General features: G+C 49.0%; 20 protein-coding genes and 1 riboswitch. Of the genes, 6 read left to right on the top strand and 14 right to left on the bottom strand.

Going from position 1 to position 26,159, the window contains the following annotated elements:
* Nucleotides 1–8 precede the first annotated feature (8 nt).
* Complete coding sequence (gene epsC, locus Q0Y65_RS00545) at nt 9–968, bottom strand: serine O-acetyltransferase EpsC (protein WP_297955470.1); 960 nt, start codon at nt 966–968, stop codon at nt 9–11.
* Between the two features lie 179 nt (nt 969–1,147).
* Here epsC and Q0Y65_RS00540 point away from each other — a divergent pair, with 179 nt between their 5' ends.
* Complete coding sequence (locus Q0Y65_RS00540) at nt 1,148–1,987, top strand: ATP-binding protein (protein WP_297955467.1); 840 nt, start codon at nt 1,148–1,150, stop codon at nt 1,985–1,987.
* A gap of 34 nt (nt 1,988–2,021) precedes the next feature.
* Here Q0Y65_RS00540 and Q0Y65_RS00535 read toward each other — a convergent pair whose 3' ends face one another.
* Nucleotides 2,022–4,118 (bottom strand): glutamine synthetase III, encoded by a 2,097-nt coding sequence (locus Q0Y65_RS00535; RefSeq protein WP_297955465.1) that lies wholly within the window; start codon nt 4,116–4,118, stop codon nt 2,022–2,024.
* A gap of 250 nt (nt 4,119–4,368) precedes the next feature.
* On the bottom strand, nt 4,369–6,306 hold the full coding sequence (locus tag Q0Y65_RS00530) for a nucleoside-diphosphate sugar epimerase/dehydratase (RefSeq protein ID WP_297955463.1): 1,938 nt from the start codon (nt 6,304–6,306) through the stop codon (nt 4,369–4,371).
* A gap of 599 nt (nt 6,307–6,905) precedes the next feature.
* Between Q0Y65_RS00530 and Q0Y65_RS00525 the strand changes: the two genes are divergently transcribed.
* The 5 genes from Q0Y65_RS00525 (at nt 6,906) to Q0Y65_RS00505 (ending at nt 13,756) form a co-directional block, all read left to right on the top strand.
* The gene (locus Q0Y65_RS00525) at nt 6,906–9,344 is read left to right on the top strand and encodes a hypothetical protein (protein WP_297955460.1); all 2,439 of its coding nucleotides are present in this window, start codon (nt 6,906–6,908) and stop codon (nt 9,342–9,344) included.
* A gap of 142 nt (nt 9,345–9,486) precedes the next feature.
* A complete protein-coding gene (locus Q0Y65_RS00520) occupies nt 9,487–11,100 on the top strand; it encodes a histidine kinase N-terminal 7TM domain-containing protein (RefSeq protein ID WP_297955457.1) in 1,614 nt (537 codons plus the stop codon).
* Nucleotides 11,097–11,723 carry a response regulator transcription factor gene (locus Q0Y65_RS00515; protein WP_297955454.1) on the top strand — a complete coding sequence of 209 codons (627 nt, stop codon included), beginning with the start codon at nt 11,097–11,099 and terminating at the stop codon, nt 11,721–11,723. The genes Q0Y65_RS00520 and Q0Y65_RS00515 overlap by 4 nt, the downstream gene beginning before the upstream one ends.
* A gap of 102 nt (nt 11,724–11,825) precedes the next feature.
* Nucleotides 11,826–13,148 carry a threonine/serine exporter ThrE family protein gene (locus Q0Y65_RS00510; RefSeq protein ID WP_297955452.1) on the top strand — a complete coding sequence of 441 codons (1,323 nt, stop codon included), beginning with the start codon at nt 11,826–11,828 and terminating at the stop codon, nt 13,146–13,148.
* 5 nt (nt 13,149–13,153) lie between these two features.
* Nucleotides 13,154–13,756 carry a hypothetical protein gene (locus Q0Y65_RS00505; RefSeq protein WP_297955451.1) on the top strand — a complete coding sequence of 201 codons (603 nt, stop codon included), beginning with the start codon at nt 13,154–13,156 and terminating at the stop codon, nt 13,754–13,756.
* Between the two features lie 38 nt (nt 13,757–13,794).
* Here Q0Y65_RS00505 and Q0Y65_RS00500 read toward each other — a convergent pair whose 3' ends face one another.
* From Q0Y65_RS00500 to Q0Y65_RS00450, 11 genes are all read right to left on the bottom strand, one after another.
* Nucleotides 13,795–16,563 carry an ABC transporter permease gene (locus tag Q0Y65_RS00500; protein ID WP_297955449.1) on the bottom strand — a complete coding sequence of 923 codons (2,769 nt, stop codon included), beginning with the start codon at nt 16,561–16,563 and terminating at the stop codon, nt 13,795–13,797.
* A complete protein-coding gene (locus tag Q0Y65_RS00495) occupies nt 16,560–17,243 on the bottom strand; it encodes an ABC transporter ATP-binding protein (RefSeq protein WP_297955447.1) in 684 nt (227 codons plus the stop codon). The genes Q0Y65_RS00500 and Q0Y65_RS00495 overlap by 4 nt, the downstream gene beginning before the upstream one ends.
* A gap of 113 nt (nt 17,244–17,356) precedes the next feature.
* Nucleotides 17,357–18,361: a HAMP domain-containing sensor histidine kinase gene (locus Q0Y65_RS00490; RefSeq protein ID WP_297955445.1), complete on the bottom strand. Its 1,005-nt coding sequence runs from the start codon at nt 18,359–18,361 to the stop codon at nt 17,357–17,359.
* A gap of 1 nt (nt 18,362) precedes the next feature.
* Nucleotides 18,363–19,031, bottom strand: a complete 669-nt coding sequence (locus Q0Y65_RS00485) for a response regulator transcription factor (RefSeq protein WP_297955442.1) — start codon at nt 19,029–19,031, stop codon at nt 18,363–18,365.
* 103 nt (nt 19,032–19,134) lie between these two features.
* Nucleotides 19,135–19,350, bottom strand: a complete 216-nt coding sequence (locus Q0Y65_RS00480; protein ID WP_297955439.1) for a hypothetical protein — start codon at nt 19,348–19,350, stop codon at nt 19,135–19,137.
* Nucleotides 19,351–19,422: 72 nt separating this feature from the next.
* Nucleotides 19,423–20,370, bottom strand: coding sequence for a DMT family transporter (locus Q0Y65_RS00475; protein ID WP_297955437.1), 948 nt, complete (start codon nt 20,368–20,370; stop codon nt 19,423–19,425).
* Nucleotides 20,367–21,476 carry an ABC transporter ATP-binding protein gene (locus Q0Y65_RS00470; protein ID WP_297955434.1) on the bottom strand — a complete coding sequence of 370 codons (1,110 nt, stop codon included), beginning with the start codon at nt 21,474–21,476 and terminating at the stop codon, nt 20,367–20,369. The genes Q0Y65_RS00475 and Q0Y65_RS00470 overlap by 4 nt, the downstream gene beginning before the upstream one ends.
* Entirely contained in the window at nt 21,469–22,491 is a 1,023-nt protein-coding gene (locus tag Q0Y65_RS00465; RefSeq protein WP_297957034.1) for an iron ABC transporter permease, read from the bottom strand. Before Q0Y65_RS00465 ends, Q0Y65_RS00470 begins: the two co-directional genes overlap by 8 nt.
* A 2-nt stretch (nt 22,492–22,493) precedes the next feature.
* A complete protein-coding gene (locus Q0Y65_RS00460; RefSeq protein WP_297955433.1) occupies nt 22,494–23,612 on the bottom strand; it encodes an ABC transporter substrate-binding protein in 1,119 nt (372 codons plus the stop codon).
* A gap of 1 nt (nt 23,613) precedes the next feature.
* On the bottom strand, nt 23,614–24,537 hold the full coding sequence (locus Q0Y65_RS00455) for a hypothetical protein (RefSeq protein WP_297955430.1): 924 nt from the start codon (nt 24,535–24,537) through the stop codon (nt 23,614–23,616).
* A gap of 52 nt (nt 24,538–24,589) precedes the next feature.
* A complete protein-coding gene (locus Q0Y65_RS00450) occupies nt 24,590–25,621 on the bottom strand; it encodes a sirohydrochlorin cobaltochelatase (RefSeq protein ID WP_297955427.1) in 1,032 nt (343 codons plus the stop codon).
* Between the two features lie 128 nt (nt 25,622–25,749).
* Nucleotides 25,750–25,957: riboswitch (cobalamin riboswitch) on the bottom strand.
* Nucleotides 25,958–26,159: the final 202 nt, after the last annotated feature.

The raw sequence follows: 26,159 nt of genomic DNA, 5'->3' as shown, positions 1-26,159 counted from the left end.
ACGCCTTTTCATATCACATAGAACCAGCTCTCCTCGGGATCAAGATCCTCTTTCTTCACCTGCTCTACAGGCGAATCGAAATTGTATCTCAGCTCCTGATTCTTGATGCTGACTTTTGCACCTGCCGGAACGGAACGTGTTATAAATGCGTTACCGCCGATAACCGCATCTTTGCCCACAACTGTTCCGCCGCCGAGAATAGAAGCTCCCGAATAGATGGTAACGTTGTCCTCGATAGTAGGGTGACGTTTCTTGTTTCTGAGCGACTGGCCTCCCCTTGTGGAAAGAGCACCGAGAGTAACGCCCTGATAGATCTTCACATTGTCCCCTATCTCGGTCGTCTCACCGATAACTATGCCCGTACCGTGGTCAATGAAGAAGTATCTGCCGATAGTTGCTCCGGGGTGGATATCTATACCCGTTTTGCTGTGGGCGTGCTCTGTCATAACACGGGGGATCAGCGGCACTCCGAGAAGGAAGAGCTCGTGGGCGAGCCTGTTGACAAGTATTGCATAAAGTCCGGGATAGGAATAGATTATCTCGTCCTTGTTGTATGCAGCGGGGTCGCCGTCATAGGCAGCCTGCACATCGGTCTCGATGTACTCCCTGATCTTGGGAAGCCTGTTAAGGAACTCAAAGGTTATCCTTTCGGCTCTGTCATTGATCTCGTCATCGTTCAGCATTACGAACTTCTCGTCATACCTCAGAACTATGGTGATCTGACGTATCAGTTTGAAGATAACGTCCTCAAGTATCATGGATATATTGTTCCTGACAGTGTAGACCCTGTAATTCTTATTGCGGAAGTATCCGGGGAAAACGATCCTTCTCAGGGATTCGATTATATCGATGATGATCTCGTTGTCAGGGTGATCGTAGGTCTTGACCTCGTCGATAGTCCTGTTCCCCTCATAGTCCGCAAGTATATTCTTGGTAAGATCGTTGATATCTTTTTCAAGCTTATGCATTATATTCACCTCATGTATTATATATGATAAAACTCACTGATATAGTATGAATTAATTATACCGCATTTTTCGCATATAGTCAACAGGTTAACTGTGTGCAATTGTTTTTTGCGGCATATATTGACATCTTTCTCTTTTCGCTGTATATTAATAGTAACAAATAACAGGAGATCACTTACATGAACACAAGTATAGACAAGTCGCTCACGGGAGAATTCAGCAAAAGCATATGGTCGAAGTTCCGCAGGGGCATCGAGGAATACAGGCTCATAAGCGAGGGCGACAGGATAGCCGTCTGTATCTCGGGAGGCAAGGACTCAATGCTCATGGCAAAATGTATACAGAGACTTCAGATGTACGGCGAGACGCACTTCACCGCAGAATACATAGTCATGGATCCGGGATATGCCGATGAGAACCGTCAGAGGATAATCGAAAACGCTGCAGCGCTGGAGCTTCCCATAAGGATAATGGATACCCGTATTTTTGAGTCAGCGGAAAAAGCCGAAAAGCACCCCTGCTTCCTGTGCGCAAGGCTCAGGAGAGGCTGGCTGTACAGGACTGCTCAGGAGCTGGGCTGTAACAAGATCGCTCTCGGCCACCACTTCGACGATGTTATCGAAACTATACTAATGGGTATGCTCTACGGTTCGCAGGTCCAGACCATGATGCCCAAGCTCCACAGCGAGAACTACAGGGGCGTACAGCTTATCCGTCCGTTGTATCTGGTAAGGGAGAAGGACATCATAAGCTGGGCAGAGCGCAACGGTCTGAGCTTCATACAGTGTGCCTGCGGCGTAACCCGCAATGAAGGCAGCTCCAAAAGAGCGGAGATAAAGCGGCTTCTGGAACAGCTCCGCCAGACCAATCCTGCTGTGGACATGAACATATTCCGCAGCGTGGAAAACGTGAACCTTCAGACCCTTATCTCCTATCATCTCGGCAGCGACTATCATCACTTCCTTGATGATTTTGACAAGGGACTCAGCATAAAGGGTACAAATAACTTCAGTGAATAAAAAAGGCAGTCCGCACGGACTGCCTTTCTGTTTATCATACATTGTAGATTATCTCGGAATAGCAAGGGATAGGCCACTTTGCAGAGGGCATATTCAGCTCGATCTCGTCGGCTATGCTCCTCATGATATCCATTTCCGCAAGCACAACGTCATGGAAGAACTCGGCCTGCTTCTGAATGCCTTCAACAGCATTTGCTTCGCCGATACGTTGTTCAAGCCTCTCGATAGACTCGTAGAAGCGGTCTGTAAGATCATTGAGCTTCTTTGCGATCTTTTCGTCAGTGTTGGCAGTAAGGCCTACCTGCTTCTTTGCGGCAATAGCCTCGCAGAGAGAATGAATATGATCCAGAGTAGCGGGAAGGAGCTGCTTTCTCGCCATCTCCACCATGGTACGCGCCTCGATACGGATAGTCTTGGAATACTTTTCAAGGTGTATCTCCGTTCTGGCAGCTACCTCGTTCTGGTTGTATATCTCGAACTTGCGGAAGATACGGATATTCTTCTCGTCAGTGTAATGAGGCATACAGTCAACTGTGGATACATAGTTGGGAAGTCCCCTTCTCTCGGCCTCCTTCACCCACTCGGGCGAATAGCCGTCGCCGTTGAAGATTATCCTTCTGTGCTCCTTGATAACGCTCTTGAGGAGCTTTCTTACCTCGGCATCGAAGTTGTCCTTGCCCTTGAAGGGTTCAAGTATCTCCGTGAACTGGCTGAGCTCCTCGCATACGATAGTGTTGAGGAGTACATTCGGGCAGGCGATATTATCGGAAGAACCCACCATTCTGAACTCGAAGCGGTTTCCTGTGAACGCAAAGGGCGATGTCCTGTTTCTGTCCGTGGAGTCCTTGGGGAAGGAGGGCAGAGCGTCCACGCCTATCTTAAAGTTGCGGGCCTTGGTCTTATATACGGCGTCGTCCTCGATAGCCTGAAGCACAGCCTCAAGCTCCTCGCCCAGGAACATGGAAACGATAGCAGGAGGAGCCTCGTCGGCGCCCAGTCTGTGATCGTTGCCTGCGGAAGCCGCAGAAAGTCTCATAAGGTCCGCATACTCGTCAACGCCCTTGATAAGTGCGCATAGTATGGTGAGGAACTGGAGATTATCCATGGGAGTGTCGCCGGGATCGAGAAGGTTCTGGCCGTCGTTTGTGGACATTGACCAGTTATTATGCTTGCCCGAGCCGTTTACGCCCTCAAAGGGCTTCTCGTGAAGGAGGCATACCAGCCCGTGTCTGAGAGCGACCTTCTCCATTACCTCCATAGCCAGCTCGTTCTGATCCGTTCCAAGGTTGGAGGTTGTGAATATAGGCGCCATTTCGTGCTGTGCGGGAGCGACCTCATTGTGCTTGGTCTTTGAATATATGCCCAGCTTCCACAGTTCCTCGTCCAGATCAGCCATATAGGCTGCGATCCTGGGGCGGAGATTTGCAAAGTACTGGTCGTCAAGATCCTGTCCCTTGGGAGGCTTTGCTCCGAAGAGAGTTCTGCCCGTGAGGATAAGATCCTCACGCTGATCGTACATTTTCTTGTCTATAAGGAAGTATTCCTGCTCGGCGCCCACAGTAGAAGTCACTCTTGTAACTCTGTCGTTGCCGAAGAGCTTCAGGAAGCGCACGGCAGTCTTGCTGAGAGCCTGCATGGAACGGAGGAGCGGAGTCTTTTTATCAAGCACCTCGCCTGTATAGGATACGAATACCGTAGGTATGTAAAGACTACCCTCCTTGACAAAGCAGTAGGAGGTGGGGTCCCATGCGGTATATCCTCTTGCGGTGCTGGTCCTTCTGAGGCCTCCCGACGGGAACGACGAAGCGTCAGGCTCGCCCTTCACAAGAGCCTTGCCCGAAAACTCCATGATAGCCAGACCGTTCGGTGCCGGATTTATGAAGCAGTCGTGCTTCTCTGCGGTAGAGCCCGTCATAGGCTGGAACCAGTGAGTATAATGCGTAGCTCCCTTTTCGATAGCCCATTCCTTTATGGTGTTTGCAACAACATCGGCTGTAGCCATATCAGCAAGGGGCTCGTTGTTCTGCATGGTCCTCTTGAGGGCCTTGTAGACATTTTTGGGGAGACGGTTCTTCATCACGTCTTCATTGAACACGTTGCAGGCGAATATCTCGGGAATATTAACTGACATATATCTTCCTCCTCAGAGCATTCTCGGCTCTATATACAATACTCCATTATAATTAGCAATTATACCACTATTCCGCCGATTTGTCAATATTGACAGCCCCCTTGCAGCCGTACTTTTTCATGTTGATACAAAATATATATACCTGTCACTCAAAAAAGGTATATTTTGCCGGTAAACGGCAAAAAAATACTGCCGCCCACTGTGCGAACGGCAGTACATAAACCCTCTGAAAAGAATATAACCGGTGAAATTACGCTGACTCGACTTCCTTCTCCATGATCTCCTTCCTGAGCTCAACGCTGTTGAACTGCTCGGGAGTTGTGAAGGTGGGCACCATAGCGTGCAGGGCGTCCACTGCGACCTTTTCATTGTTTTCAAGGGCAGCGTTTCTGAGGGCGTCGAGACGGAAGGCAAATGTGGACTCGTCGATCTCTATCTGCTTGCCGATGAAAATAAGCTTGTTGGAAGTCTTCTGGAGGCCTTCCTCATTCATAAGGAGCTCCTCCTTGATCTTCTCTCCGGGACGCAGGCCTGTGAATCTTATCTCAACGTCCTTATAGGGCTCCTTGCCGTACATACGGATAAGATTCTCGGCAAGAGTCACTATCTTGACGGGCTTGCCCATATCAAGGACGAAGATCTCTCCGCCGTGTGCTATGGCAGCCGCCTCCATTACGAGGTTCACAGCCTCGGGAATGGTCATGAAGTATCTGATTATATCAGGATGTGTAACAGTTACAGGCCTTCCCTGCTCTATCTGCTTCTTGAAAAGCGGAATTACTGAGCCGTTCGAGCCGAGGACATTGCCGAACCTTGTGGTAACGAACTCTGTCCTGCCCTCATGCTGCTGTGCCAGATACTGAACTATCATCTCGCAGCATCGCTTTGAAGCGCCCATGACATTTGTGGGATTAACGGCCTTGTCCGTGGATATCATTACGAATTTCTCGGCGTCATGGAACTGTGCAAGTGTGGCAACATTGAAGGTGCCGATGATATTGTTCTTGACGGCCTCCATGGGCGATACTTCCATAAGAGGAACATGCTTATGTGCAGCCGCATGGAAAACAACATCAGGCTTGTATGTGTCGAATATCTGGTTCATACGGAAATAATCCCTTACAGAGGCAATAAGAGTTACCAGCTTCAGGTCGTCGCCGTAGTCCATTTTGAGCTCCTGCTCTATATCGTAAGCGTTATTCTCGTATATATCCACTATGATGACTCTCTCGGGAGAATACCTTGCTATCTGGCGCACCAACTCGGAACCGATGCTTCCGCCGCCGCCTGTGACCATGCAAACCTTACCGCTGATAAAGTTTCTGATATCGGCATTGTCAAAGGTTATGGGCTCGCGTCCGAGAAGATCCTCCACTCTGATATCGCGTATCTGATGGATAATGGTCTTGTTCTTCTCGTCAAAAACAAGATTGCCTATGAAGGGTACAACCTTTACGGGTATCTTCGTATCGGCACAGATATCAAGTATACGCTTTCTCTCGTCATCGAGACACGAAGGTATAGCAAACAGTATCTGCTCTATCCTTCTCTCCTTGACGAACCTGAATATCTCTGCTGTAGTACCGACTATCTCAACTCCGTCGATACTGCTGCCCACCTTGTCCATATCATCATCAATGATACAGACAGGATCGAATACTGTCACCTGCTTGTCCCCTGCATAAGGAGAATGCTGAGCATTGTGTATCTCCTTGAGGATAGTCCTGCAGGCCTGTCCGCCGCCAATCATCATTGTGCGCTTGCCCTTGACAGCCTTGGGCTTTACAAGAGTGATGAACGCGGTCTTGAAGAAGAAACGGAAAAGGCATACACCCGCAGCCATTATACACAGATGCAGCAATGTATAAAGCGGATAAAAGCTCTTATCGATAATATAGACTATTGAAGCGGAAACAACTATGCCAACAACAGAACCGTAAATACAGGTAAGATAATCCCGCCTGTTGAAGTATCTCCACATCCTGCTGTAAGCGCCTGTTATGAGAAGTCCGCCGATGCAGCATATGGAACTGACAGCTCCCGAAACGATAAGCCGTGCCGCATCAAGCTCTCTCCCCCAGAAGGAAAGAATAAAATTAGCGATCAGTGCCGAAATACACACAATGAATACATCTGCAACGGCAAGGACTATCTTTCTGCATTTAAAACTTCTGAAGAACTCTTTCATAACGTATTCCCTCCAATTCGGCTTCATAATATGCAGCCTCTAAAAGTAAGAAAGGTATTTCCGATAATATATAAATATAACAAAATGTTCAATACAGTTAATCAAACTTTTTATAAATATATAAATCCGCATCTACGCTTATATACTTTCATTATACTTTCCGTTTCATAAAAAAGCAATACAAAAAAAGAAATCCATAAAAATCATCGTTGAATTTCGTCATATTGCACAGCTAAAGCTTAATATATCAGCTGCATATGCACGATTTTACCTTTTCACAAATTTATCACAAGTAAAAAACGTATCGAATTATACAGTTCGTTATAGAAGACGATGAACACACTGTGTTAACGTTTTGTTCATATATTGTATTCGATTTGTAAGTTTTCAAAATCTGCCCCTCCGACTGCCTATATTATAACACGACCAGGCAGCTCTTTCAATACTTTTGGCACAGGTACATTTTACCTGTCATGCTATAAAAACAGTGACATTTGTCATTCAGAAAATGACGAAATACACCTTACAAAAATCCCGCGGAGATGTTATGATATAGTTACAACAGAAACAGCGTTGACACACAGGAAAGGATGATGGATATGTTGACACTGAATATGATAATCGCACTGTTTATTGTTATTCCCTTTGCGGTGCCGTTCATTATAATCGGCATCGTCAGGCACTCAGATAAAAACAACAACTCAGACAGGACGCAGTATATAGGAAGGATCCCCAACAGCGGACCTTCTCCCATATATACACGTCCCTATCCGCCCACTCCTCCTCAGAGACATACTGCGGCTCCATTTGCCGCCTCCGAGAAGAAAACAAAATCCGCAAAGCACGACATGACAGTCTCCAATGTGCTCTTCCTCATAGGTACTATATTTGTGGTCCTTTCGGGCATTGCATTCGGAGTTGCCAGCTGGGTACACACATCGCATACAGGCAGAGTTGCCATAATCATCGCAGCCGCCGCGGTATCATTCATACTCAGCATTATCATCAGCAGATTCCTCAGGCTCTCGGGCACAGCAGTATCATTCTATGTTCTGGGTACGGGCTTCCTGTCCACAGCTTTGCTTACGGCAGGCTACTACAGCCTTATGGGAAGCTGGCTTTCATTCACGGGTGACGGACTTTTTGCCCTCCTTGCAGCTTCATCCGCCCTGGCAGCTATAATGCTTTTCGCAGGCGTAAAGCTCTACAGGAGCCTTCCTCTTATGTACGCCGCTCTTTCCGTATCGGCTCTGTCGTTATTCTTCACAGCCTTCCAGATCGGCGATACATTTGAAGGAGCTGTTCCCGCTCTCATTATGCTTCAGGCCGTCATCACCGCTGCACTCTATCTTTTCAGGGCAGCTGACAAAAAGAAGTATGAGACTCCCTTAAAGATAGTCGGCACAGTTGCCGCAACAATATACGGCACACTTGCATCGGTATACGTTCTCTATGCGCTTCCCGATCCTACGGTACAGGCATATTCCGCCATTTCGGTCATTCTCTTTCAGCTTCTGTTCTACGGACATTATAAGAAAACGGAATCCCTCATATATGCCGAATCCATCGTCAGCCTGCTCCTTGCACTGATGGCAGCAATGAGCATCTACAGTCTCAGCGGAAAAAGATCAGGCTGCCTCCTATTCTTCGCAGCTTCATTTGTACTCTACCTGCTCCACCGCTATGTTCCTTCATTAAAGCATATACTCACCGAGAGCGTGACCCTTGTCACCGCCGCAGCAGCTTCAGCAGCCTGCCTCTGCATTGCGTCTTCGCAGGCTTTCGTTCCCGAGACGGCCTCAGCAATTCTGATGTCGGCAGTCATAGGAGCCTATATTTTCAGCAAGCGCAAAGCTGTCCGCATGACGGCAGGTATCTCAGCCGTTGTTCTTCCCATGATCACCTGCGGTTTCTCCACACAGGTGATAAGCGACCTTCTTTCAACTCCCATTGGCGAGACCAATCTCGTATGCTGGTGCATACTTGCCCTGATATTCGTTGTTTCAGCCTTCATACTTGACAGGCTATCCTCCAAAGCAGACGGCAAATGGTACTCGCAGGACCTTTTCGCAGCAGTATACACCGATCTTGCAGCCGCAGGTCTTATTCTCATGGTGGTTTCATGTATGCACTGCCTCTACGCTGTTCCCATGGCTGTTTGTCTGCTGCACTTCGCAGTATCAAACAGGCTCCGCGTTAACGTTACAGCTGTACTCCCCGCTCTGACTGCAATTATTCTCATGTATGAGGCAATAACTGATTATCCCTGCGACGACTTCATAAAGTGCCTGACCATGTTCTGCATACTCTGCTTCTATATGGCAGTTTCCAGACTTGTTTACGGCAAGGGTATCATAATCAGGACAGAAAAGAAGCTTATTGTCGATCCCTTGCTGCTCTCGGGCTGGCTGGCCATCGGTCTTATGCTCGGAACAAGCCGCGACGCAGTATTCTTCACACTTATGTCGGCAGCTGTATACTGCGGCTGCTTCGTAAAGAAGAACACCTCAGCCAAAACAGCAGCAATGCTCCTTACCTTCACCACTTTCCTGGCTGCCATAGCAATTATGACAAGGCCTTTCCTTATCCCCGATTCAAAGCAGATCGTAAGCAAGATAAACATTGCAACTCTTGCACTCACAGGTCTCTCATGCCGCCTTGTATGGCGTAAATTCAGGGAGGCTGCAAAATACTCATCAAATGCCATCTATATTATGTCCTTCGTCTCACTTCTTCTCGACGCCGTCATATTCGACAACGGCACAAACACCATATTCGTAATGACCGTAATGATATTCGTGCTCATAGCTTCAATAATGCAAAGATCAAAGACCTGGTTCATCGCTTCGTCGGTATGCCTTTTCACTGTTACAGTATTCGCCACAAGAGAATACCTCATGGCACTCAGATGGTGGATATATCTGTTCTTCGCAGGCATGGTGCTCATAGCTCTCGCAGCTGTCAACGAGTACTGCAAGAAAAACAACGAAACTCTCCGCACGTCCATCGCAAAAAGATTCAGCGGCTGGACCTGGTGATCCCTGTAACGCTCCGCGCTCTGCGGAGCGTTTTTGCGCAAAGTATAAAATAAGCGGCGTTTGCCGTTGATTTATCTGATAAAATATGTTATAATGTTTGTAAATGATCTAATATTCGCTCAAAAACGGCAGGAGGTGTAATATGCTCAGCACTATAGTCCCCGCGATCCTTCTCTCTCTCGGACTCTGCGGTATGATCGTATCCCTGACATGGGTAATACGCAGAGGAAACAAAAACAGACTTACCTTTCTTTTCATAAGCTGTCAGGTGTCAATAGTCATATGGGTCATCTCGGAGCTTCTTATCCTGTTCTCCTACACAAGGATGCAGTACTGGATAAGCTATTCTATCGGCAATCTGGGAATATGCTTCTTCGGCCCGCTGTGGCTCATGCTTTCCGCCGAATACTCCGACGCGGGCCCCCGTGTTCGCAGGATACTCACGTTTACGCCGCTGATATCTGCCTCGGCACTGATACTCACCCTGTCAAATCCGCTGCACAATACCTATTATTCCGTATTTGAAGCGGGAAGAGTAGTCTACGGTCCCATGTTCTATGTCTTTCAGGTGATATATTACATATGTATCATTGCAGGCATCACCATTATATGCCTGAAGCATACCAGACGATCGGATCAGCTCACAAAGCAGTCCATACTGCTTATCATGTCAGCCGCTATCCCCCTGGGAATAAATACCCTTTCACTGGCAGGCATATTCAGATCAAAGGCTACACTCACTCCCCTGTTCTTCGGATTCTCAAGCCTGCTTATCATTATCGCTCTTGGAAGATACGGACTGCTCAATATCAACAGTCTCGCTATCCGCGATACCATAAACAACATAAACAGCGGAGTGGTAATATTCGATATCAACAACAATATATCCTACAAGAACATATACGCGGATTCCGTGTCGTTCATGTCGGGAGTCGCCGACCTGCCGCAGTTCATGAAGTCTCTCTCTGACGCCTCGGGACAGACCCTGTCCGACGATTTCAAAGCTCTGGAGGTGAAGATCGGCAACGATTACTACAGCCTGAAGCAGTCCTGCTGCGAGAATAACAACGGCAACAAGGTGGCAAGTATCATAACCATAAGCAACGTCACCGAATACCACGAGCTGGCCTCTGCCGAGAAGAAGCTCAGCCTCGAGCAGGAGCGCAACCGCATAGCTCAGGAAATGCACGACTCCGCAGGTCATACCTTCACGATGATAAGCTCCCTTGCAAGAATGCTGAAATTTGAAGCAGAGAAGGAAGCTCCCGATATAAATGATATGCTTGGCAATATCACCGAGATAGACGGTCTTTCCCGAAGCGGCGTCACACAGCTGAGGTGTACTATAAACAATCTCCGCGACGACGAGTTCATGACCTCGGTCACAAGAGCCGTCCGGACTGTCCTGACTGCCGTCCGGGGCGTTGAAACAGAGCTTTGTATACAGGGCACAGAGGACGACAGGTACAGATTCTGCATAAAGACCGTATACGACAACTGCCGCGAAACTATTACCAACGCCCTGAGATATTCCGACGCGAAGCGGATAGACATTATCCTCAAATTCCTCGACGACCGCTTTGAAATGTATATCCTCGACAACGGAAAGGGCTGTCAGGATATAAAGGAGCACAACGGGCTCCGCGGTATACGCGAAAGGACAGAAGCAATCGGCGGTACCGCAAGATTCACGTCAGTTGAGGGAGAGGGCTTCAACACCATTATAAAAATACCGTTAAGAGAGGTGCAGACATGATCAATATTATTTTAGCTGACGATGTTCAGATACTCCGTGCGGGACTGAAGGCAGTCCTTGCAGGTGACAGCGAGCTCAATGTTGTGGGAGAGGCTTCCAACGGAAAGGAAGCCTATGAAATGAGCGTGAGGCTGAAACCCGATGTTGTCCTCATGGATATGCGTATGCCCGACTACGACGGAGGATACGGCACAAGAAAGATAAAGGACACTCTCCCCGATGTAAAGGTGCTGGTGCTGACTACATTCGACGACAAGGAAACTGTCGACAAGGCCATGGCAGGCGGTGCGGACGGCTATATACTCAAGGAGATGGACAACGACAAGATAATTAACTCCATAAAGGCTGTTGCAGGCGGCATAAACGTATTCTGCGACAATGTGTTCCGCTCCATCAAAAAGGACGTTTTCGTGCAGCAGGACGCAAAGAACTTCGATCTTACCGAGCGTGAGATCGACTTCCTCAGACTGATATGCGACGGTGCCGATAACAGAGAGATAGCTGCAAAGCTGTTCCTTGCCGAGGGCACCGTAAGAAACGGTATTTCCAGGCTGCTTGAAAAGCTGGGGCTGAAGGACAGAACTCAGCTGGCTGTATTCGCCATCAAAAACAACCTTATATGACAGGAAACGGAAGCTTTGCTTCCGTTTTTTTTCGCTTGTTGCATTTTACTGCGAAAAGTGGTATAATACACTCTGACAATAACGATCTTAAAGGAGCACTTTATGAGTAAGTTCAGAAAACAGCATATGACCATAAACTGGCATGAGATAGTTGACAGCGAGAGCACGGAGCCAGCTGTAAATGCGTCCCTCAGCGAGAAAGCTTCTCTTGTGGGAAGGATAGGTCTGATGATGCTGTCTGTAGGCACGGCAGCATGGCGCGTAAGAGCGTCCATGAACAAGCTGGCGCGTGCTCTTGGCATAACCTGCAATGCGGATATAGGCCTGCTTTCCATAGAATATACCTGTGTAGGCGGCGGAGAGACCTATACAAATGCCATCTCCCTCAACAATACGGGCGTGAACACAGATAAACTCAACGAGCTGGAGAGCTTCGCTGACGGCTTTGCCGAGCGTGCGGGAAAATACTCCGTTCAGCAGTTCCATATGATACTGGATAAATTCCAGACGATGAAGGGCAATTACAAGGCCTGGAACCTGGGACTTGCTTCGGCTCTTGCCTGCTGCGCCTTCACTTTTCTTCTCGGCGGCGGTATCGTTGAGATGATATGTGCCTTTTTCGGCGCAGGCATAGGAAACTTCGTCCGCAGGAAAATGCTGGAAAAGCATATAACCCTTTTTGCAAACGTAACCGCCGGCGTTGCCTCTGCCTGCTGCACCTATGTACTGTTCATCAAGCTGGCGGAGCTGCTCCTGGGCGTCTCCGAAGTTCATCAGGCGGGATATATATGCTCAATGCTCTTTGTAATCCCGGGATTCCCACTGATAACCGGCGGCATGGATCTTGCGAAGCTGGATCTGCGCTCGGGTATAGAGAGGATAACCTATGCCCTGCTGATCATAACTGTGGCGACCCTAACAGGCTGGGTAACGGCGCTCATATTCAATTTCCATCCCCAGGACTTTGAAGCCTACAAACTTGATCCCACGCTGCGCCTGATAATAACTCTTGTCACCAGCTTCTGCGGAGTCTACGGCTTCTCGCTCATGTTCAACAGCACACGAAAAATGGCTGCCACGGCAGGTCTAATAGGCATGATAGCAAATACCCTGCGACTTGAGCTCATAGACCTTGCAGATGTCCATGTGGGACTTGCAGCCTTTACCGGCGCTCTTACGGCAGGCCTGCTGGCGTCGGCCATTCACAGATGGATAGGCTATCCGAGGATAACTCTCACTGTACCGTCAATAGTTATCATGGTTCCGGGAATGTTCATGTACAAGGGAATATACTATATAGCTCTCAATGATATCTCAACAGGAGGTCTGTGGCTCACAAAGGCCGTATTAATAGTAACTGCCCTCCCACTGGGACTTATATTCGCAAGGATATTCACCGACAAGAATTTCCGCAAGAGCAGCTGATAGATATGGTGATACATATGAAGAAGTTCTTTCCCGCTGTTTCCCTGATCTTTCTATTGACTTTATCAGGCTGCGATAATGTCACCGTCACGCCTTACAGCACGAGTTCCGAAACAGCTGTTTGCACAGAGGGCGTATCAACACCCGAAGAAACAGCATCTGCTGCGGAAGCTCCCTCCGATACTGCGGAAGAAGCAGCCTCTGTGACGCACTCTCTGCTGACCTCCCCGGAGGATATCGGTCTTCACGACACCGACGGCAGCGGCACCAATTACGCCTTCAGCTACGACGGCAGGGAGTTTTACGCATTATGCGAGACCGATAACTGGCATATAACCGATTCATTCATGATAACCGAGCCTGACGATATCCTCATAATATGCAGGGCGCTCTCTGATATACACCCGATACATACTGTCGATATGCAGGCGTACAGGACTCCCGAGGATATGGCAAACGAATGGCAGCAGCACAATATAGCCTACTCTCTCCTGCCAGACGGCTCACGCTGGAAAGAAAGCGCAAGGGACGTGGATCTGGACTGGAAGGACGAGGGAAAGGGACTGTTCGACCATCTTATGGACAGACTTGAGGATAGAGAACAATAATATATAAAAAGCCGCAGCTATAAACTGCGGCCTTTTTATCAGATATTCTCGTTTTTAAGAGCGTCTATGGGGTTATCCTTTTTTATCTTGCCCATGGAATACATCATTGTTGCAAATACAACGATGAACACGCTCATAACAGCTATAAGAACTGCTATCCATGGTACAAAGAATGGAGTGTCTATCCCCTCGTTTATTGAAAGGTAGATGAGATATGTGACGCCGATAGATGTAGGAAGTCCGTAAAGGAGCGCCTTTGAGCCATATAGCAGGCACTCGAAATTAAGCATTTTCCTCATGCTCTTTGCGGTCATTCCCACTGATTTCAGCATTGCGAACTCCCTGCGGCGGAGATTGATGTTTGTGGTTATGGTGTTGAAAACGTTTGCAGCTGCTATCAGTGATATCAGCACGATGAATCCGTATGCAAAGACCTTGATGATGACCACCATATTGCGCTCTGATTCCACACCGGCAGCATAATTCCAGAACTCCTCATCTGATATGCCTTTTTCCTTGAAGGTTTCCTTCAAGCTTTCATAGCCCGCCTTGGTATCATCGGACTTTATGGCAAAGTCATAATAATACAGCTGAGCATCGTCGATGACCTCTTTTATGCAACTGTAGGGATATATCACAGCATTGGAATAAGATGTGACGAAATAAGGTCTTTCGTCTATCACCTTGCCTATGTTGAGAGTCCTGTCCTTGCTGCACTCCTCTATGGGGATCAGCTTGGTGTCGTTAACGTCTTTTTCATTGACATATACAACATTTCCGTCATCGAGTACGTGAGAGAAAAAGTATCCTTTTACGCTGTCAAAGCTTGAATATACCAGATCAAATTCATCTTTTGCGAAAAATTTGGTGCGGACCATTCTGCCGCTCTCGCTGTCAAAAGCAAGTGTGCTGTCAACTATTATGCCCTTGGGCGATGACTTATCCATGAATTCACTCTCGGACAAGCCGTACTGCTTCAGAAGCTCTCTGAATTCGTCATCGTCGATTATGTACTCCTCAATATCAAAATTCAGATATCCTTCGCGTTGCGTTCCGTAAGCGTCGATTTCTTCAAGGCCGGCGCTTTCACCCTCAAGCACTTCACTGCGCAGATCGTCTTTATTAACATATATGTACGGCAGATAGTTGCGCGCATTGAAGGAGGCCTTGGTTATGTGCTCGGTATTTTTGATATCGGCAAGCACCTCATACGGGTCAATGCCCGATTCCTCCACGCCGTCGGGATTATAAAGAGTGAGAACATAATCCATGCCGAAGTTATTGTTAGCGTCCGCAATGGCACTCACAAGATATGCGGTGAAAGAATATGCGGATATGAACAGAACTATACTCAGGAAAAGACTGATGATAGTCGCGCGGTACTTCTTCTTGCTGCGCTTGAAGTATTTGTGGGCAAGTATTCCCGAAATACCGAACAGTTTATATATTATCTTCGGAGTCTTGATGTACTTCTTCTGCTTGATGTCGTTGTTCTGGCGTATAGCTTCTACAGCAGATATCCTTGTAGCTCTTACGGAGGGGATCCATGCTGAGAGCATTATTGTGATAAAGCCTATCAGACAGGCTGCTCCTATAGCAACGGGAGATACACAGATACGCATGGGCTCGGGATAATCATCGCCTGCAAATACTGCAAATTTGCTTCCGATAGCAAGGAACGTGACCCACATTCCCACGATACCGAGAAGTATACCGAGAGGTATACCGATCAAGCTTACAGCAATTGCCTCAAAGCGCACCATTTTACGGAGCTGCTTCTTGGTGGCTCCCACAGAGGCAAGAAGTCCGAACTGCTTTGTCCTGTCGGCAACGGAAATAGAAAAGGCGTTGTATATGAGCATTACCGAGCCGAATACGATCAGGCCTATCACCACGGACGCAAGTCCGTATATGAGCCTGTAAAAGGAATTATACCTTGAAACTCCCCTGAACATGAGTACTTCTCTGTGAGTCTTTCCGTCAAGATCGTTTTCCGCCATAAAGTCGTATATATCATTGGGATTTTTCATACGGTAGTACAGGGTCATACGGGAATCGTCGGTGTACTCGTCGGGAACGGTCAGAGCCGTATATCCGGGTGCGAAGTAATCCTCAAAATCCGGACGCTCGTAAAAGCCCACCACAGTGTACTCCCTTGTCTCTCTGACGTCTATATATTCGGCTGTGACCGCTTTGCCCTCGTCATCGTCCACTGCAATATAGGGAGTGTCCTGATCCAGCATCATTTCATCAAGCATTCCGCCGTAAGCATCGCTCAGATCACGAAAAACGTCTGCGCCCAGTTCGGCAAGCTTCTCTTTATCTATCTTTCTGTCGCCTATGCCAAGCGACAGCTTCGAGCCCTCGGTGATTGCAACATCGCCGTTTTCGTAGAGATGATCCGGCAGGATTATCTCGCTGCTGTTCTCGGGCATACGTCCGGATATGATGTGTACGGGTATAAGTCCGTCCTCCGACTCCTCTATGCCCGCAACATATATATAAGGCTTATAATCGTTTACGCTGTTAGATCCTGCATAGCCGATATAGCTGACTGCTCCGCTGCTCCTTACTTTATCGGAGCCTTTGACGATATCGTATGTGCGCTTGTCAGTCTGTTTTTCCATGCCGTGCCATGTGCCCTCTGTATACTCGTAATAGCCTATGGCATAATCTCGCACAGACGCAAATGAAGTAGTGACCGCGCATATCAGCGCTGTGGAAAGCATGATGCCTATTATCGTAACGATAGTCCTTGCCTTGTTCTTCTTCAGTGACTGCAGGGTCACTTTATTGAATATGTTCATTTGCGTATCACCTCGTCACGGATAATCTTTCCGTCCTCTATGGCGATGATACGGTCAGCCTGAAGGGCGATATTCTCATCGTGGGTGATGATGACAAGGGTCTGGTTGTACTTCTTGTTGGAAATCTTCAGAAGGTCAACTATCTCCTTGCTGTTCTTGCTGTCAAGGTTTCCTGTAGGTTCGTCTGCAAGTACCACCGCAGGTGCATTCATGAGCGCTCTGCCTATGGATACTCTCTGCTGCTGTCCTCCTGAAAGCTGATTGGGAAGATGATTCTCACGGCCTTTGAGCTTCAGTATGTCAAGAAGCTCGTTGAGTCTTTCGTTGTTTACCTGCTGACCGTCCATAAGCACGGGAAGGGTTATATTCTCCGTAACGTTAAGAACGGGGATAAGATTATAGAACTGATATATAAGTCCAACCTGTCTGCGGCGGAATATGGCAAGCTGCTCGTCGTTCTGGGCGTATACGTCGTTGCCGTCCATAAAGACCTTTCCCGAAGTGGGCTTATCAACTCCTCCGAGAATATGCAGAAGCGTTGATTTTCCCGAACCTGAAGGACCGATTATTGCTATAAACTCTCCCTTTTCCACAGAAAAGCTCACATTGTCCAGAGCCTTTACCTCGTTCTCTCCGCGGCCGTATGTCTTGCAAAGATTTTCAACTTTAAGTATTTCCATGATAGTATCATCCTTTCCGAGGTTATGTGTATATCTTATCATTTCAATATGACACAGAGGTGACTTTATTATAACAAATATGTCACAAAAGAAAAAGGCAGGTTTTTCCTGCCTCATATAGTGTTCTCGTATATCCTGATACTGAATACCGCTCCGCCCCCGGGAGAGTTCTCGGCCTTTATGGTACCGTTCTGCTCAGTCACGATCATACGGGCAAGAGCAAGGCCGATGCCGAAGCCGCCCTTGTCCTCGGACGCTCTGCCCTTGTAGAACCTCTCGAAGATATGGGGAAGGTCCTCCTCGGAGATGCCGCTGCCGCTGTCCTTTATTATTATCTCGGAATACAGCGGATTTCTTATGCCGCTTACCGTGACAGTGCCTCCGTCGGGAGTATGCTCCATGCAGTTCTTGACGATATTGCCTATGGCCTCACAGGTCCATGACAGGTCGCATTCCACCTCTCCTTCGGCAGATACCACCAGCTCCTGACCGCGCAGCTCCATAGGCACTCTTACAGGCATACAGGCCTTGTCCAGAAGCTCCTGCATGGTCACGGTCTCCTTACGGAACCTGATCGTTCCCGCGTCAAGCTTAGACATTTTCAGCAGCGCCGTTATGAGCCAGTCGATCCTCGAAAGCAGCCCGTATAGCTTATGAACGGTCTGCTCCCTCTTTTCTGCCGACATACCCGGATCGGACATCATGGACACCAGCAGATTTATTGAGGTCAGCGGCGTCCTTATCTGATGGGATATGTCAGCCAGCAGATCGGCAAGGAACACCTTGTCCTGCATAAGATTAGACTGCTGCTCCCGCAGACGTATGGTCATCTTGTAGACCTCGCTCTGAAGCACGCCAATGTCTCCCTCGGAATAGTTCTCGATATTGATGTTCTCATCACCGTGAAGTATACGGTCGATATCTGCGGACAGCTTTGTGATCCTCCTGTAGCGCAGAGCGGTAGATATGAGATATACCGCAATGAAGGCTCCGCAAAGACATATCACCGGAACAACAAGTATCCTGTCATAAATATACGCACCTGCTGCCGATAATACCGCCAGGAATGCCATTATAAAAACAGTACGTTTTACCTCTGTGTTTTTCAGCAGCTTCATGTCAGTCCACCCTGTAGCCAAGACCTCTTACGGTCTTTATTATGGTCGGATTTGCGGGATCGTCCTCTATCTTCTCGCGCAGACGCTTGATGTAAACTGTCAGGGTGTTATCGTTGACGAACTCCCCTGCTATATCCCATATGGACTCAAGCAGCTTCGTCCTTGTCATGACAGCTCCCCTGTTGTTGATGAATACAAGCAGGAGCCTGTACTCCAGCGCCGAGAGAAAGAGATCCCTGCCGTTCTTGCTGGCAGTACCCTTGACGGTATCCACCAGCACATCACCCAGCTGCGTCACCGAGCCTGTGCTGCCCGTAAGTCTCAATACGTTCTTGATACGGGAAACCAGCTCACGGGGACGGAAGGGCTTTGCGATATAATCGTCGGCTCCCAGATCGAATCCCGTAACTGTGCTGAATTCGTCCCCGGAGGCCGTAAGGAATATGACGGGTATACAGGTGTTTGACTTTATAGCGGAGCATACGGCAAATCCGTTGCCCTCCGCAAGAGATACGTCAAGAAGCACCAGATCAAAGCTGTCATTCTCTATCATTTCCAGAGCCTTTGTCTGTCCGTTGGCGTTCTTTACGCTGAAGCCCTCGCCGGTGAGAAATTCGGTGAGGTTAGCGATTATTTCCTTATCATCTTCAACAAGCAGTATTCTGTTCACAGTATTCCAACTCCGTTTGCTATATTATATCTACTATGATAACACATATCCCGCTGAAATGCAACAAAAAAAGAAGAAGCAGTCCCTGTGAACTGCTCCTTCTTCAATTGATACTTACGAAAAAATTCATATTAGCCTTGGATTCCGTAGTCGTCGTTTCTTCCTCTGTTACTATTTCAGTGCCTGACGAATCCGCAGGCGAAACATAGATCACCGAACCGCTTCCATTCTCATCCTCGGGCATAGTTATCTCTGTTCCGCACGAACAGAGTGAAGCGGTAACAACTGTGACCGCTGCAAGCACCAGAAACTTTCTCATGTCAATACCCCCACATATCATATCGTTGACATTATGATAATACTCAATCCTTAAACCAATCTTAAATTAGTCTTAAATATTCCCATCTTCTGCTCTATGTGCTGAAGGAGCATAATTTACCGTCATTATCCCCGCAGCAACGAGAACAAGTGCGGCTGTAACGCACAGAGGTCCCGCAGCGCTTCGTTCCGAGAGCAGCAGGAATGACAGGATAACTCCGAAAACGGGATTCATGAACCCAAAAACCGATATTACCGATACGGGATTATGCTTCAGCAGAGTTCCCCATATGGAAAATGCAGCCGCGGAAACAAATGCCAGATATATCAGCATCAGGATACCACGCAGATTTACCTGAGTCATGCCCCCTCCGAGCACAAGACCCAGTGCAGTCATAAAAGCTCCGCCGAAAACGAACTGCCAGCCGCTGAGCATAACGGGATCCTCCGACGCGGAAAAGCGTTTAATAAGGGCGGCAGAAAAGGCATAGGACAGCGCAGAGAGAAAAACAAAGCCCTCCCCCGTGAACCTGAAGCCTCCGTCAATACCGCCGAGATTGATGAGGACAACGCCCGAAAAGCCGATGACGCAGCCTATGACCTTGCGTATCGTCAGCTTCTCTGTCCTGAAGATCAGCGAAGCCACAAGTATAGAGAGAAAGACGTTTGACGCGGTTATCACGGAGCTTTTCATGCCCGTGCTGCGAGCAAGTCCGATATAGAAGAAGGTATACTGCAATATGGTCTGGAACAGAGAGAGCGCCATGAACTTCGGCACGGCTGTCCTCTTTGGCAGAAGGAGCCTCCGCGCCATGATGCTTCCCATAACAAGTGCAAGTATGCCTGCCAGCGTAAAGCGGAGCCCTGCATAGAATATCTGTGATGCCGTATCATCTGAAGCTATGGCTGAATAGCCGTACCCTATCTTTATGCAGGGAAAAGCGCTTCCCCACAGCAAACAGCAGAGCAGGGTGAGCGGTATCACAACGGCCTTTCTTGTCAGCAGCGATCCTTCCTTCATAGCTCCTCCTCTTTCACGAGTATGCCCAGTTTTTCGGCCTCATGAGCAAGTCTGCGGCAGCCCTCGTTCATAGTACCGAAGGTCCTGACAGCACATACTGCCCGTCCGCATTTCTTCATAATCTCCTGCCCTTTACGGAAGGACTCCTCCGAAACGGGCTCAAAGGCCTTTTCGGTCACCACCTCTGCGGCAAGTGCCGCAGCAACGGGATATTCTATATCATTTTCGTGTAATACTCCCGCAGCAAAGGGTATACCCATACGACTGAGCCTGCGGTACAGAGCAGCTCCGCTCCCGCCGCCTCCGATGACGAAGATCTGCGGCTCGCCCCCGTGACGTCCCAGCTCGGGAGTACCGTATACCTCGCAGAAGCTATCCGACGGAACACCGTAGAGCTCACCGATATAGCCCCCCGAGAATACTTCCTCGGGAGTGCCTGTCCTGTCTACAGCCGCGCCCTTTATACATATTATGGTATCAGAAACTCTCTGAGCCAGCTCCAGCTCATGTAGAGAGAGGATCACAGCCATATCCTGCCCTGCTGCAAGCCTTTTCAGTATGCTCATGAGCTCCAGCTTGGCCTTTATATCAAGGAATGTGGTGGGCTCGTCAAGTATAAGCACTCTTGGACGGCGGCATATTGCACTTGCCAGCAGAACTCTCTGGCGCTGGCCGTCGCTTATCCTCTCAAAATCACAGTCCGCAAGGTGAGACACGCCCACAAGCTCCATGGCCTCACGCACCAATTTCCTGTCCTCTGCCGTGAGCACGCCGAGCCTGCCTGTATACGGGTATCTTCCCGTCTCCACAACATCGGAACAGCGCATATATTCCGTTCTTACACGGCCTGTCAGCAGCACGGATACGGACCTGGCCAGCTGAATGCTTCCAAGGTCTTCAATCCTTTCGCCGCCGATATACACAGCGCCCCCCAAAGGTTTAAGCTGACGGCAGATGGTTTTCAGCACAGTGGATTTTCCCGCGCCGTTGGGGCCTATAAGAGTCAGTATCTTTCCGCTCTGTGCGGAGATATTGACGCCGTCCACGATAACGGTGCTGCCGTAGCCTGCGGAGAGTTTCTCCGCACGAAGTACAGTATCAGACATTGCCGTTCCTCCTCTCGCGGCGGAGCAGCATATACACAACCACAGGAGCTCCGAAAACAGCCGTGACCGTGCTTATACTCAGCTCTGTAGGCGCAAAGAGCGTTCTGGTTATCAGGTCGCATAGCAGGCAGAATACCGCTCCGCCCAGAAAACAGGCAGGAAGTATGCGTATAGGCTTGGCTGTCCCGAAAACGCTCTTTACGATATGGGGAACAGCTACACCCACAAATGAAACAGGACCTGCAAAAGCTGTAACGCAGGCGGAAAGCAGGCTCGAAAGCAGTATCAACGACACGCGGAAGGCCTTTATGCGTACTCCCGAGCCTACAGCATAGCTCTCCCCCAGCTGATAGGCGTTCATGGGCTTTGAAAGCATGAAGGCTGCCGCACAGGCAGGCAGCACTACTGCCGCAGATATGAGAGCCTCGCTCTGTCCTATGCCCGAAAAGCTTCCCATTGACCAGTTATGAAGGTTTACGATGTTGGAATCGTCCGAGAAATTCACTACCAGCTCTGTTATGGCCGAGCAGATGTAGCCTATCATGACTCCGCAGACGATAAGCACCGACATACGGCGTACCCGTCCCGAGATCAGCAGGATTATCCCCATAGACATCATGGAGCCCGCAAAGGCTGCGGCTATCATGCCGAAGGAGCTGAGTGCAAAGCCCTGAGACAGCGAGAACACCATGAGCAGCGCCACCACCAGCTTCGCTCCAGAGGATATGCCGAGTATATAGGGACCTGCAATGGGATTGGAGAAGAAGTTCTGGAGCAGAAAGCCCGATACAGCCAGCGCTCCTCCGAGGACAGCAGCCGCAAAGGTGCGGGGGATCCTCAGCTGGGTTATGATATTATAGGCTATCCTGTCGGAATCGGGATCGGTAAGTGCATCTTTCAGTCTGGAAAGGGAGATATCCGCACTTCCGGCGCAGATATTCACAGTTCCAAGCACTATTACAAGCAGTATGAGCGCCGTATAGCCTGCAATGAGCCGAAGCCGCTGTGCCTTCATCATTAACCCTCCAGTCTGTAAATAAACTCCATTCTGTCCTCAGCCTCACCTGTAAATATGCTGTGAAGCTCCTCTATCATTTCCGCAGCACCTGTGGTCTGCTGGAACATATTTTTCTCCGTACACCAGATATTTCCGCTCTGTACAGCCGTAAAGTCTCCCAGCACGGGATACTTCTCAAGGAGAGAGCTGAGAGAATCTATCCCCCCTGTGATATCGGAATTATATATGAGAAAGTCTGCATCCCATGCCTTTTCGTAAAAGACCTCGGGCTGTATGGTCATGGTGGAAAGCGCATTCTCGTCCGTGCCGAGATCGTCAGCGGAAAAGATGTACTCTCCTCCTGCCATTCTCATCATCTCGGGTACATAATCCGAGGGCTTGCGTATAACCACTCCGCCCGTGGAATTGATATAGAAGAAGGCTGCTCTTTTCCCGCTCTTTTCATCGGTAAGGATACTGTTGAGCTGTCCCGTTTTTTCCTCGTAGAGCCTGTTCGCCTGCTCCTCACAGCCGAATATGATACCGTAGAGCTTTATCCACTCCATTCGTCCAAGAGGATCCGTCTCATAGCTCGAACGCTCCACAAGTACAGGTATGCCGAGAGCCTCTATCTGCTCTTTTACCTCTGGACTGTGATATATCATAGTAGACTCGATGGCAAGTCCGCAGCCGCCCTCAAGAAGAGCCTCGTAATCGGGAGCGCTGTACTTGCCTATGTAAGTTATGTCTCCGCTGTCCATTGCAGATGTGACCGAATCAAGGCACCAGTCCTCATATTTAGTGGAGGTCATTGCTACCCTGTCAAGGGCTCCCGCTCCGTCAATGAGATCCATTGCGGACGAAGCCGCATTGTATACGCAGGAAACAGGCTGCTGTATCACAACAGCTCCCGAAGTATCGGCAGGCGGCTCCGCGTCCTCGGGCACTATCAGATATCTGTCCCCGTTTATATCCACAAGCGTGCAGCCGTCTTCGGTACGACTGGCAGTGAACTGCTTTGCATGATCCAGCATTATTCCGCTGCCTGTTACGGGCCTTACGGGAGCAGAGCTCTTCTTTGCGGAACAGCCTGCAAGCAGTATGACAGCCGCTCCTGCATATAACAATCTTTTTATCATATCACTTTATGGTCTCCGAATCAAAAATAAGGGTATAGCTTATCTCGTGAGGTGTGCTCATAGCCGTTGTATCGGCAGATACGTCCATTCTACCGTCAAATTCCGTAACGGGTATCTCGAATACCGAGAACTCGTCAACCGAGACCGGAAGTATCTTCTCGCCGTCAACTACCATATAATCGTACTTGTTGCTGCTCCAGATGATCTCGGCAGTGGCTTGTCCGTCCTTTACGGTAAGCTTTGCGGGAGACTGTACCGACGCCTTTCCAGAGCCGCCTTCAAGACTTACCTCTACCGTATACTCACCGTCGGCAAGTCCCAGTTCTTCGGCGGTCACCTTGCTCCTGCCCGAAAGCGTACCCTCGGGAAGTGAGTCGGCGCGGAATACCAGCTTCCTGTCATACCACTGCTGCTTCTTTTTGCTGAAGGCAGCGCAGTCGATCTCCTTGTCCAGAGCCTCAACAGGTACAGTAAAGGCAACAACTTCGCCTTCCTCCTCGGCAGGGATATACTCGGTCTCGGGAGCCTTTCCTGCTTCCTCGCCCGTACCCATGAACAGATACTCATAGCCGCTGCCGCTCATGGTCATTCTTGCTGTCATGGCACCGCCGGATACCACCAGCCTGCACTCCGTAATCCTGAACATAGTGGAGCTTGAATCAACGGTTATATCGTACTCGCCCTCGCTGACGCCATCGGCTGTGACAGCCTCCATGCCCTTGTAGCCTACCTCCTTCTGAGGAGCCGTCACCTGTTCCGTAGCGGTCTCCGCAGTGGTCTCCGCCACAGTCGTCGCCTCCGCTGTAGTTTCAGCCGCAGTTGTGGTTACATCAGCCTTTTCCGATGAAGAACTGCCTTTATCCGAACACGAACAAAGCGAAAGAGCTGCCGCAGCCAGCGCTGCCATAATAATTCTTTTTTTCATATATTCACCTTTTTAAAGAAGCAGCCGACTGTTAGTCGGCTGCATATTGTTTTCAGTTGAGAGAATCTATTGCAGCCTGTGCATGATCTACATATATGCTGCGGATATCCTCGTTTTCGCCCAGACCTCTGAGGAGGCACTCTACCTCTAAGCCCTCGGCTTCAAATGCAGACTTCCATGAATCCTCATCATCGCCGGCCATATCGTTGTTTGCGTGGTCGCCTGCAACTACCATGAGAGGCTCGAGAACTACCTTCTTGTAGCCGCCTTCCTTGACCTTGGCAATAACGTCCTCCAGTGAGGGCTCAGCCTCGACTGTACCGATGAAGTAATTCTTATAGCCGTCAGCTGTGAGCAGATCCTGCATCTTCTGGTATACGCCGTTGGATTCAGCCTCTGTACCGTGACCCATGAAGCAGATAGCGGTGTCGCCGTCATCGTACTCATTTGTCCAGTCTGTAATAGCCTTCTCGACTCTTGCAAAGTCATCATCGCTGGTGAGAAGGGGCTCACCGATGACCACCTTGTCGAAGGCGTCGGAATACTCGGCGATCTTGCCTGAAAGCTCCTCATACTCAAAGCCGTTCATAAGGTGTGTGGGCTGAACAACAAGGGTCTTTACCTCGTTGTCAACAGCTCTCTTGAGAGCAGCGTCAAGGTCGTCTATAAGGATACCGTCACGTCTGTTTACATGGTCGATTACGATATTTGCGGTAAAGCCTCGGCGTACTGCATAATCGGGGAAAGCCTTCTCAAGAGCGTCCTCGATAGCGCCTATAGTAAGGCGGCGGCTGTCGTTGAAGCTTGTACCGAAGCTTACTACGAGAAGCTCGTTATCGCCTATCTCGTCCTGATTGCGGACATTGTCAAGAGAAGCGTCGCCTGTATCGTAGTTCTCCTCGTCTTCCTCTTCTTCCTCAGCCTCAGTGGTATCAGCCTCTGTAGCTTCCTCTGTGGTTGTCTCTGCAACAGTAGTTGTCTCTGCTGCGGACTCGGACTTGCTGTCCTTCTTTTCGCTGCTGCATGAAGCGAAGCAGGCTGCTGTCAGTGTGATGGCAGAAATAGCTGCAATGATCTTTTTCATTTTTTCCTCCTGTTTTTCAAGGAGACATAGGTCGTGCGCAAAAAACACCTTCCGCAGAGCAGAAGGCATGACAATAAAGCTCATATCAAGAGCAACGGTACGATCAATGCCTCGTGATCGCGGCTGTGAGCCGTGTACCGATAAACGGCAGGTCTCCTGACTTCCGTACAATAGCACATTTCTCCGCCTTCCCGCTATAGCAGTGGCTGCACCAGACGGCACATGGATAATGCTGTACGGTCACAGTGACGAGATCGTGCAGGTCTTTCACCTGCTTCCCTTTTACCTTCCTGCACCGCTTGCGCGATAGGAAGCACCGTTCACCTTTTAAATATGTAATATTCATGAATACCTGTACATTATATCACAGTTTTTCCCGATTTCCAATAGTTTCCCGAAAAATCGGAACTTTTGACAAAATCCCCGTATTATTTGCGGACAAATATATGAAACTGACGACCTGTCTGTATTTCACATTATCTGTAACGGTGAGAACACTTTTCTGCACTGCTGTTTTATTGACATTTCTCACAATAGT

It is taken from the genome of uncultured Ruminococcus sp. (assembly GCF_947301925.1).
In the GTDB taxonomy this organism is placed as follows: domain Bacteria; phylum Bacillota; class Clostridia; order Oscillospirales; family Ruminococcaceae; genus Ruminococcus.
This window is presented reverse-complemented; position numbering and strand designations above follow the sequence as displayed.

Excerpts from the sequence above, each read along its gene's own strand:
- epsC (WP_297955470.1), bottom strand. The coding sequence starts at position 968 with ATGCATAAGCTTGAAAAAGATATCAACGATCTTACCAAGAATATACTT.
- Q0Y65_RS00540 (WP_297955467.1), top strand. The coding sequence starts at position 1,148 with ATGAACACAAGTATAGACAAGTCGCTCACGGGAGAATTCAGCAAAAGC.
- Q0Y65_RS00535 (WP_297955465.1), bottom strand. The coding sequence starts at position 4,118 with ATGTCAGTTAATATTCCCGAGATATTCGCCTGCAACGTGTTCAATGAA.
- Q0Y65_RS00530 (WP_297955463.1), bottom strand. The coding sequence starts at position 6,306 with ATGAAAGAGTTCTTCAGAAGTTTTAAATGCAGAAAGATAGTCCTTGCC.
- Q0Y65_RS00525 (WP_297955460.1), top strand. The coding sequence starts at position 6,906 with ATGTTGACACTGAATATGATAATCGCACTGTTTATTGTTATTCCCTTT.
- Q0Y65_RS00520 (WP_297955457.1), top strand. The coding sequence starts at position 9,487 with ATGCTCAGCACTATAGTCCCCGCGATCCTTCTCTCTCTCGGACTCTGC.
- Q0Y65_RS00515 (WP_297955454.1), top strand. The coding sequence starts at position 11,097 with ATGATCAATATTATTTTAGCTGACGATGTTCAGATACTCCGTGCGGGA.
- Q0Y65_RS00510 (WP_297955452.1), top strand. The coding sequence starts at position 11,826 with ATGAGTAAGTTCAGAAAACAGCATATGACCATAAACTGGCATGAGATA.
- Q0Y65_RS00505 (WP_297955451.1), top strand. The coding sequence starts at position 13,154 with ATGGTGATACATATGAAGAAGTTCTTTCCCGCTGTTTCCCTGATCTTT.
- Q0Y65_RS00500 (WP_297955449.1), bottom strand. The coding sequence starts at position 16,563 with ATGAACATATTCAATAAAGTGACCCTGCAGTCACTGAAGAAGAACAAG.
- Q0Y65_RS00495 (WP_297955447.1), bottom strand. The coding sequence starts at position 17,243 with ATGGAAATACTTAAAGTTGAAAATCTTTGCAAGACATACGGCCGCGGA.
- Q0Y65_RS00490 (WP_297955445.1), bottom strand. The coding sequence starts at position 18,361 with ATGAAGCTGCTGAAAAACACAGAGGTAAAACGTACTGTTTTTATAATG.
- Q0Y65_RS00480 (WP_297955439.1), bottom strand. The coding sequence starts at position 19,350 with ATGAGAAAGTTTCTGGTGCTTGCAGCGGTCACAGTTGTTACCGCTTCA.
- Q0Y65_RS00475 (WP_297955437.1), bottom strand. The coding sequence starts at position 20,370 with ATGAAGGAAGGATCGCTGCTGACAAGAAAGGCCGTTGTGATACCGCTC.
- Q0Y65_RS00470 (WP_297955434.1), bottom strand. The coding sequence starts at position 21,476 with ATGTCTGATACTGTACTTCGTGCGGAGAAACTCTCCGCAGGCTACGGC.
- Q0Y65_RS00465 (WP_297957034.1), bottom strand. The coding sequence starts at position 22,491 with ATGAAGGCACAGCGGCTTCGGCTCATTGCAGGCTATACGGCGCTCATA.
- Q0Y65_RS00460 (WP_297955433.1), bottom strand. The coding sequence starts at position 23,612 with ATGATAAAAAGATTGTTATATGCAGGAGCGGCTGTCATACTGCTTGCA.
- Q0Y65_RS00455 (WP_297955430.1), bottom strand. The coding sequence starts at position 24,537 with ATGAAAAAAAGAATTATTATGGCAGCGCTGGCTGCGGCAGCTCTTTCG.
- Q0Y65_RS00450 (WP_297955427.1), bottom strand. The coding sequence starts at position 25,621 with ATGAAAAAGATCATTGCAGCTATTTCTGCCATCACACTGACAGCAGCC.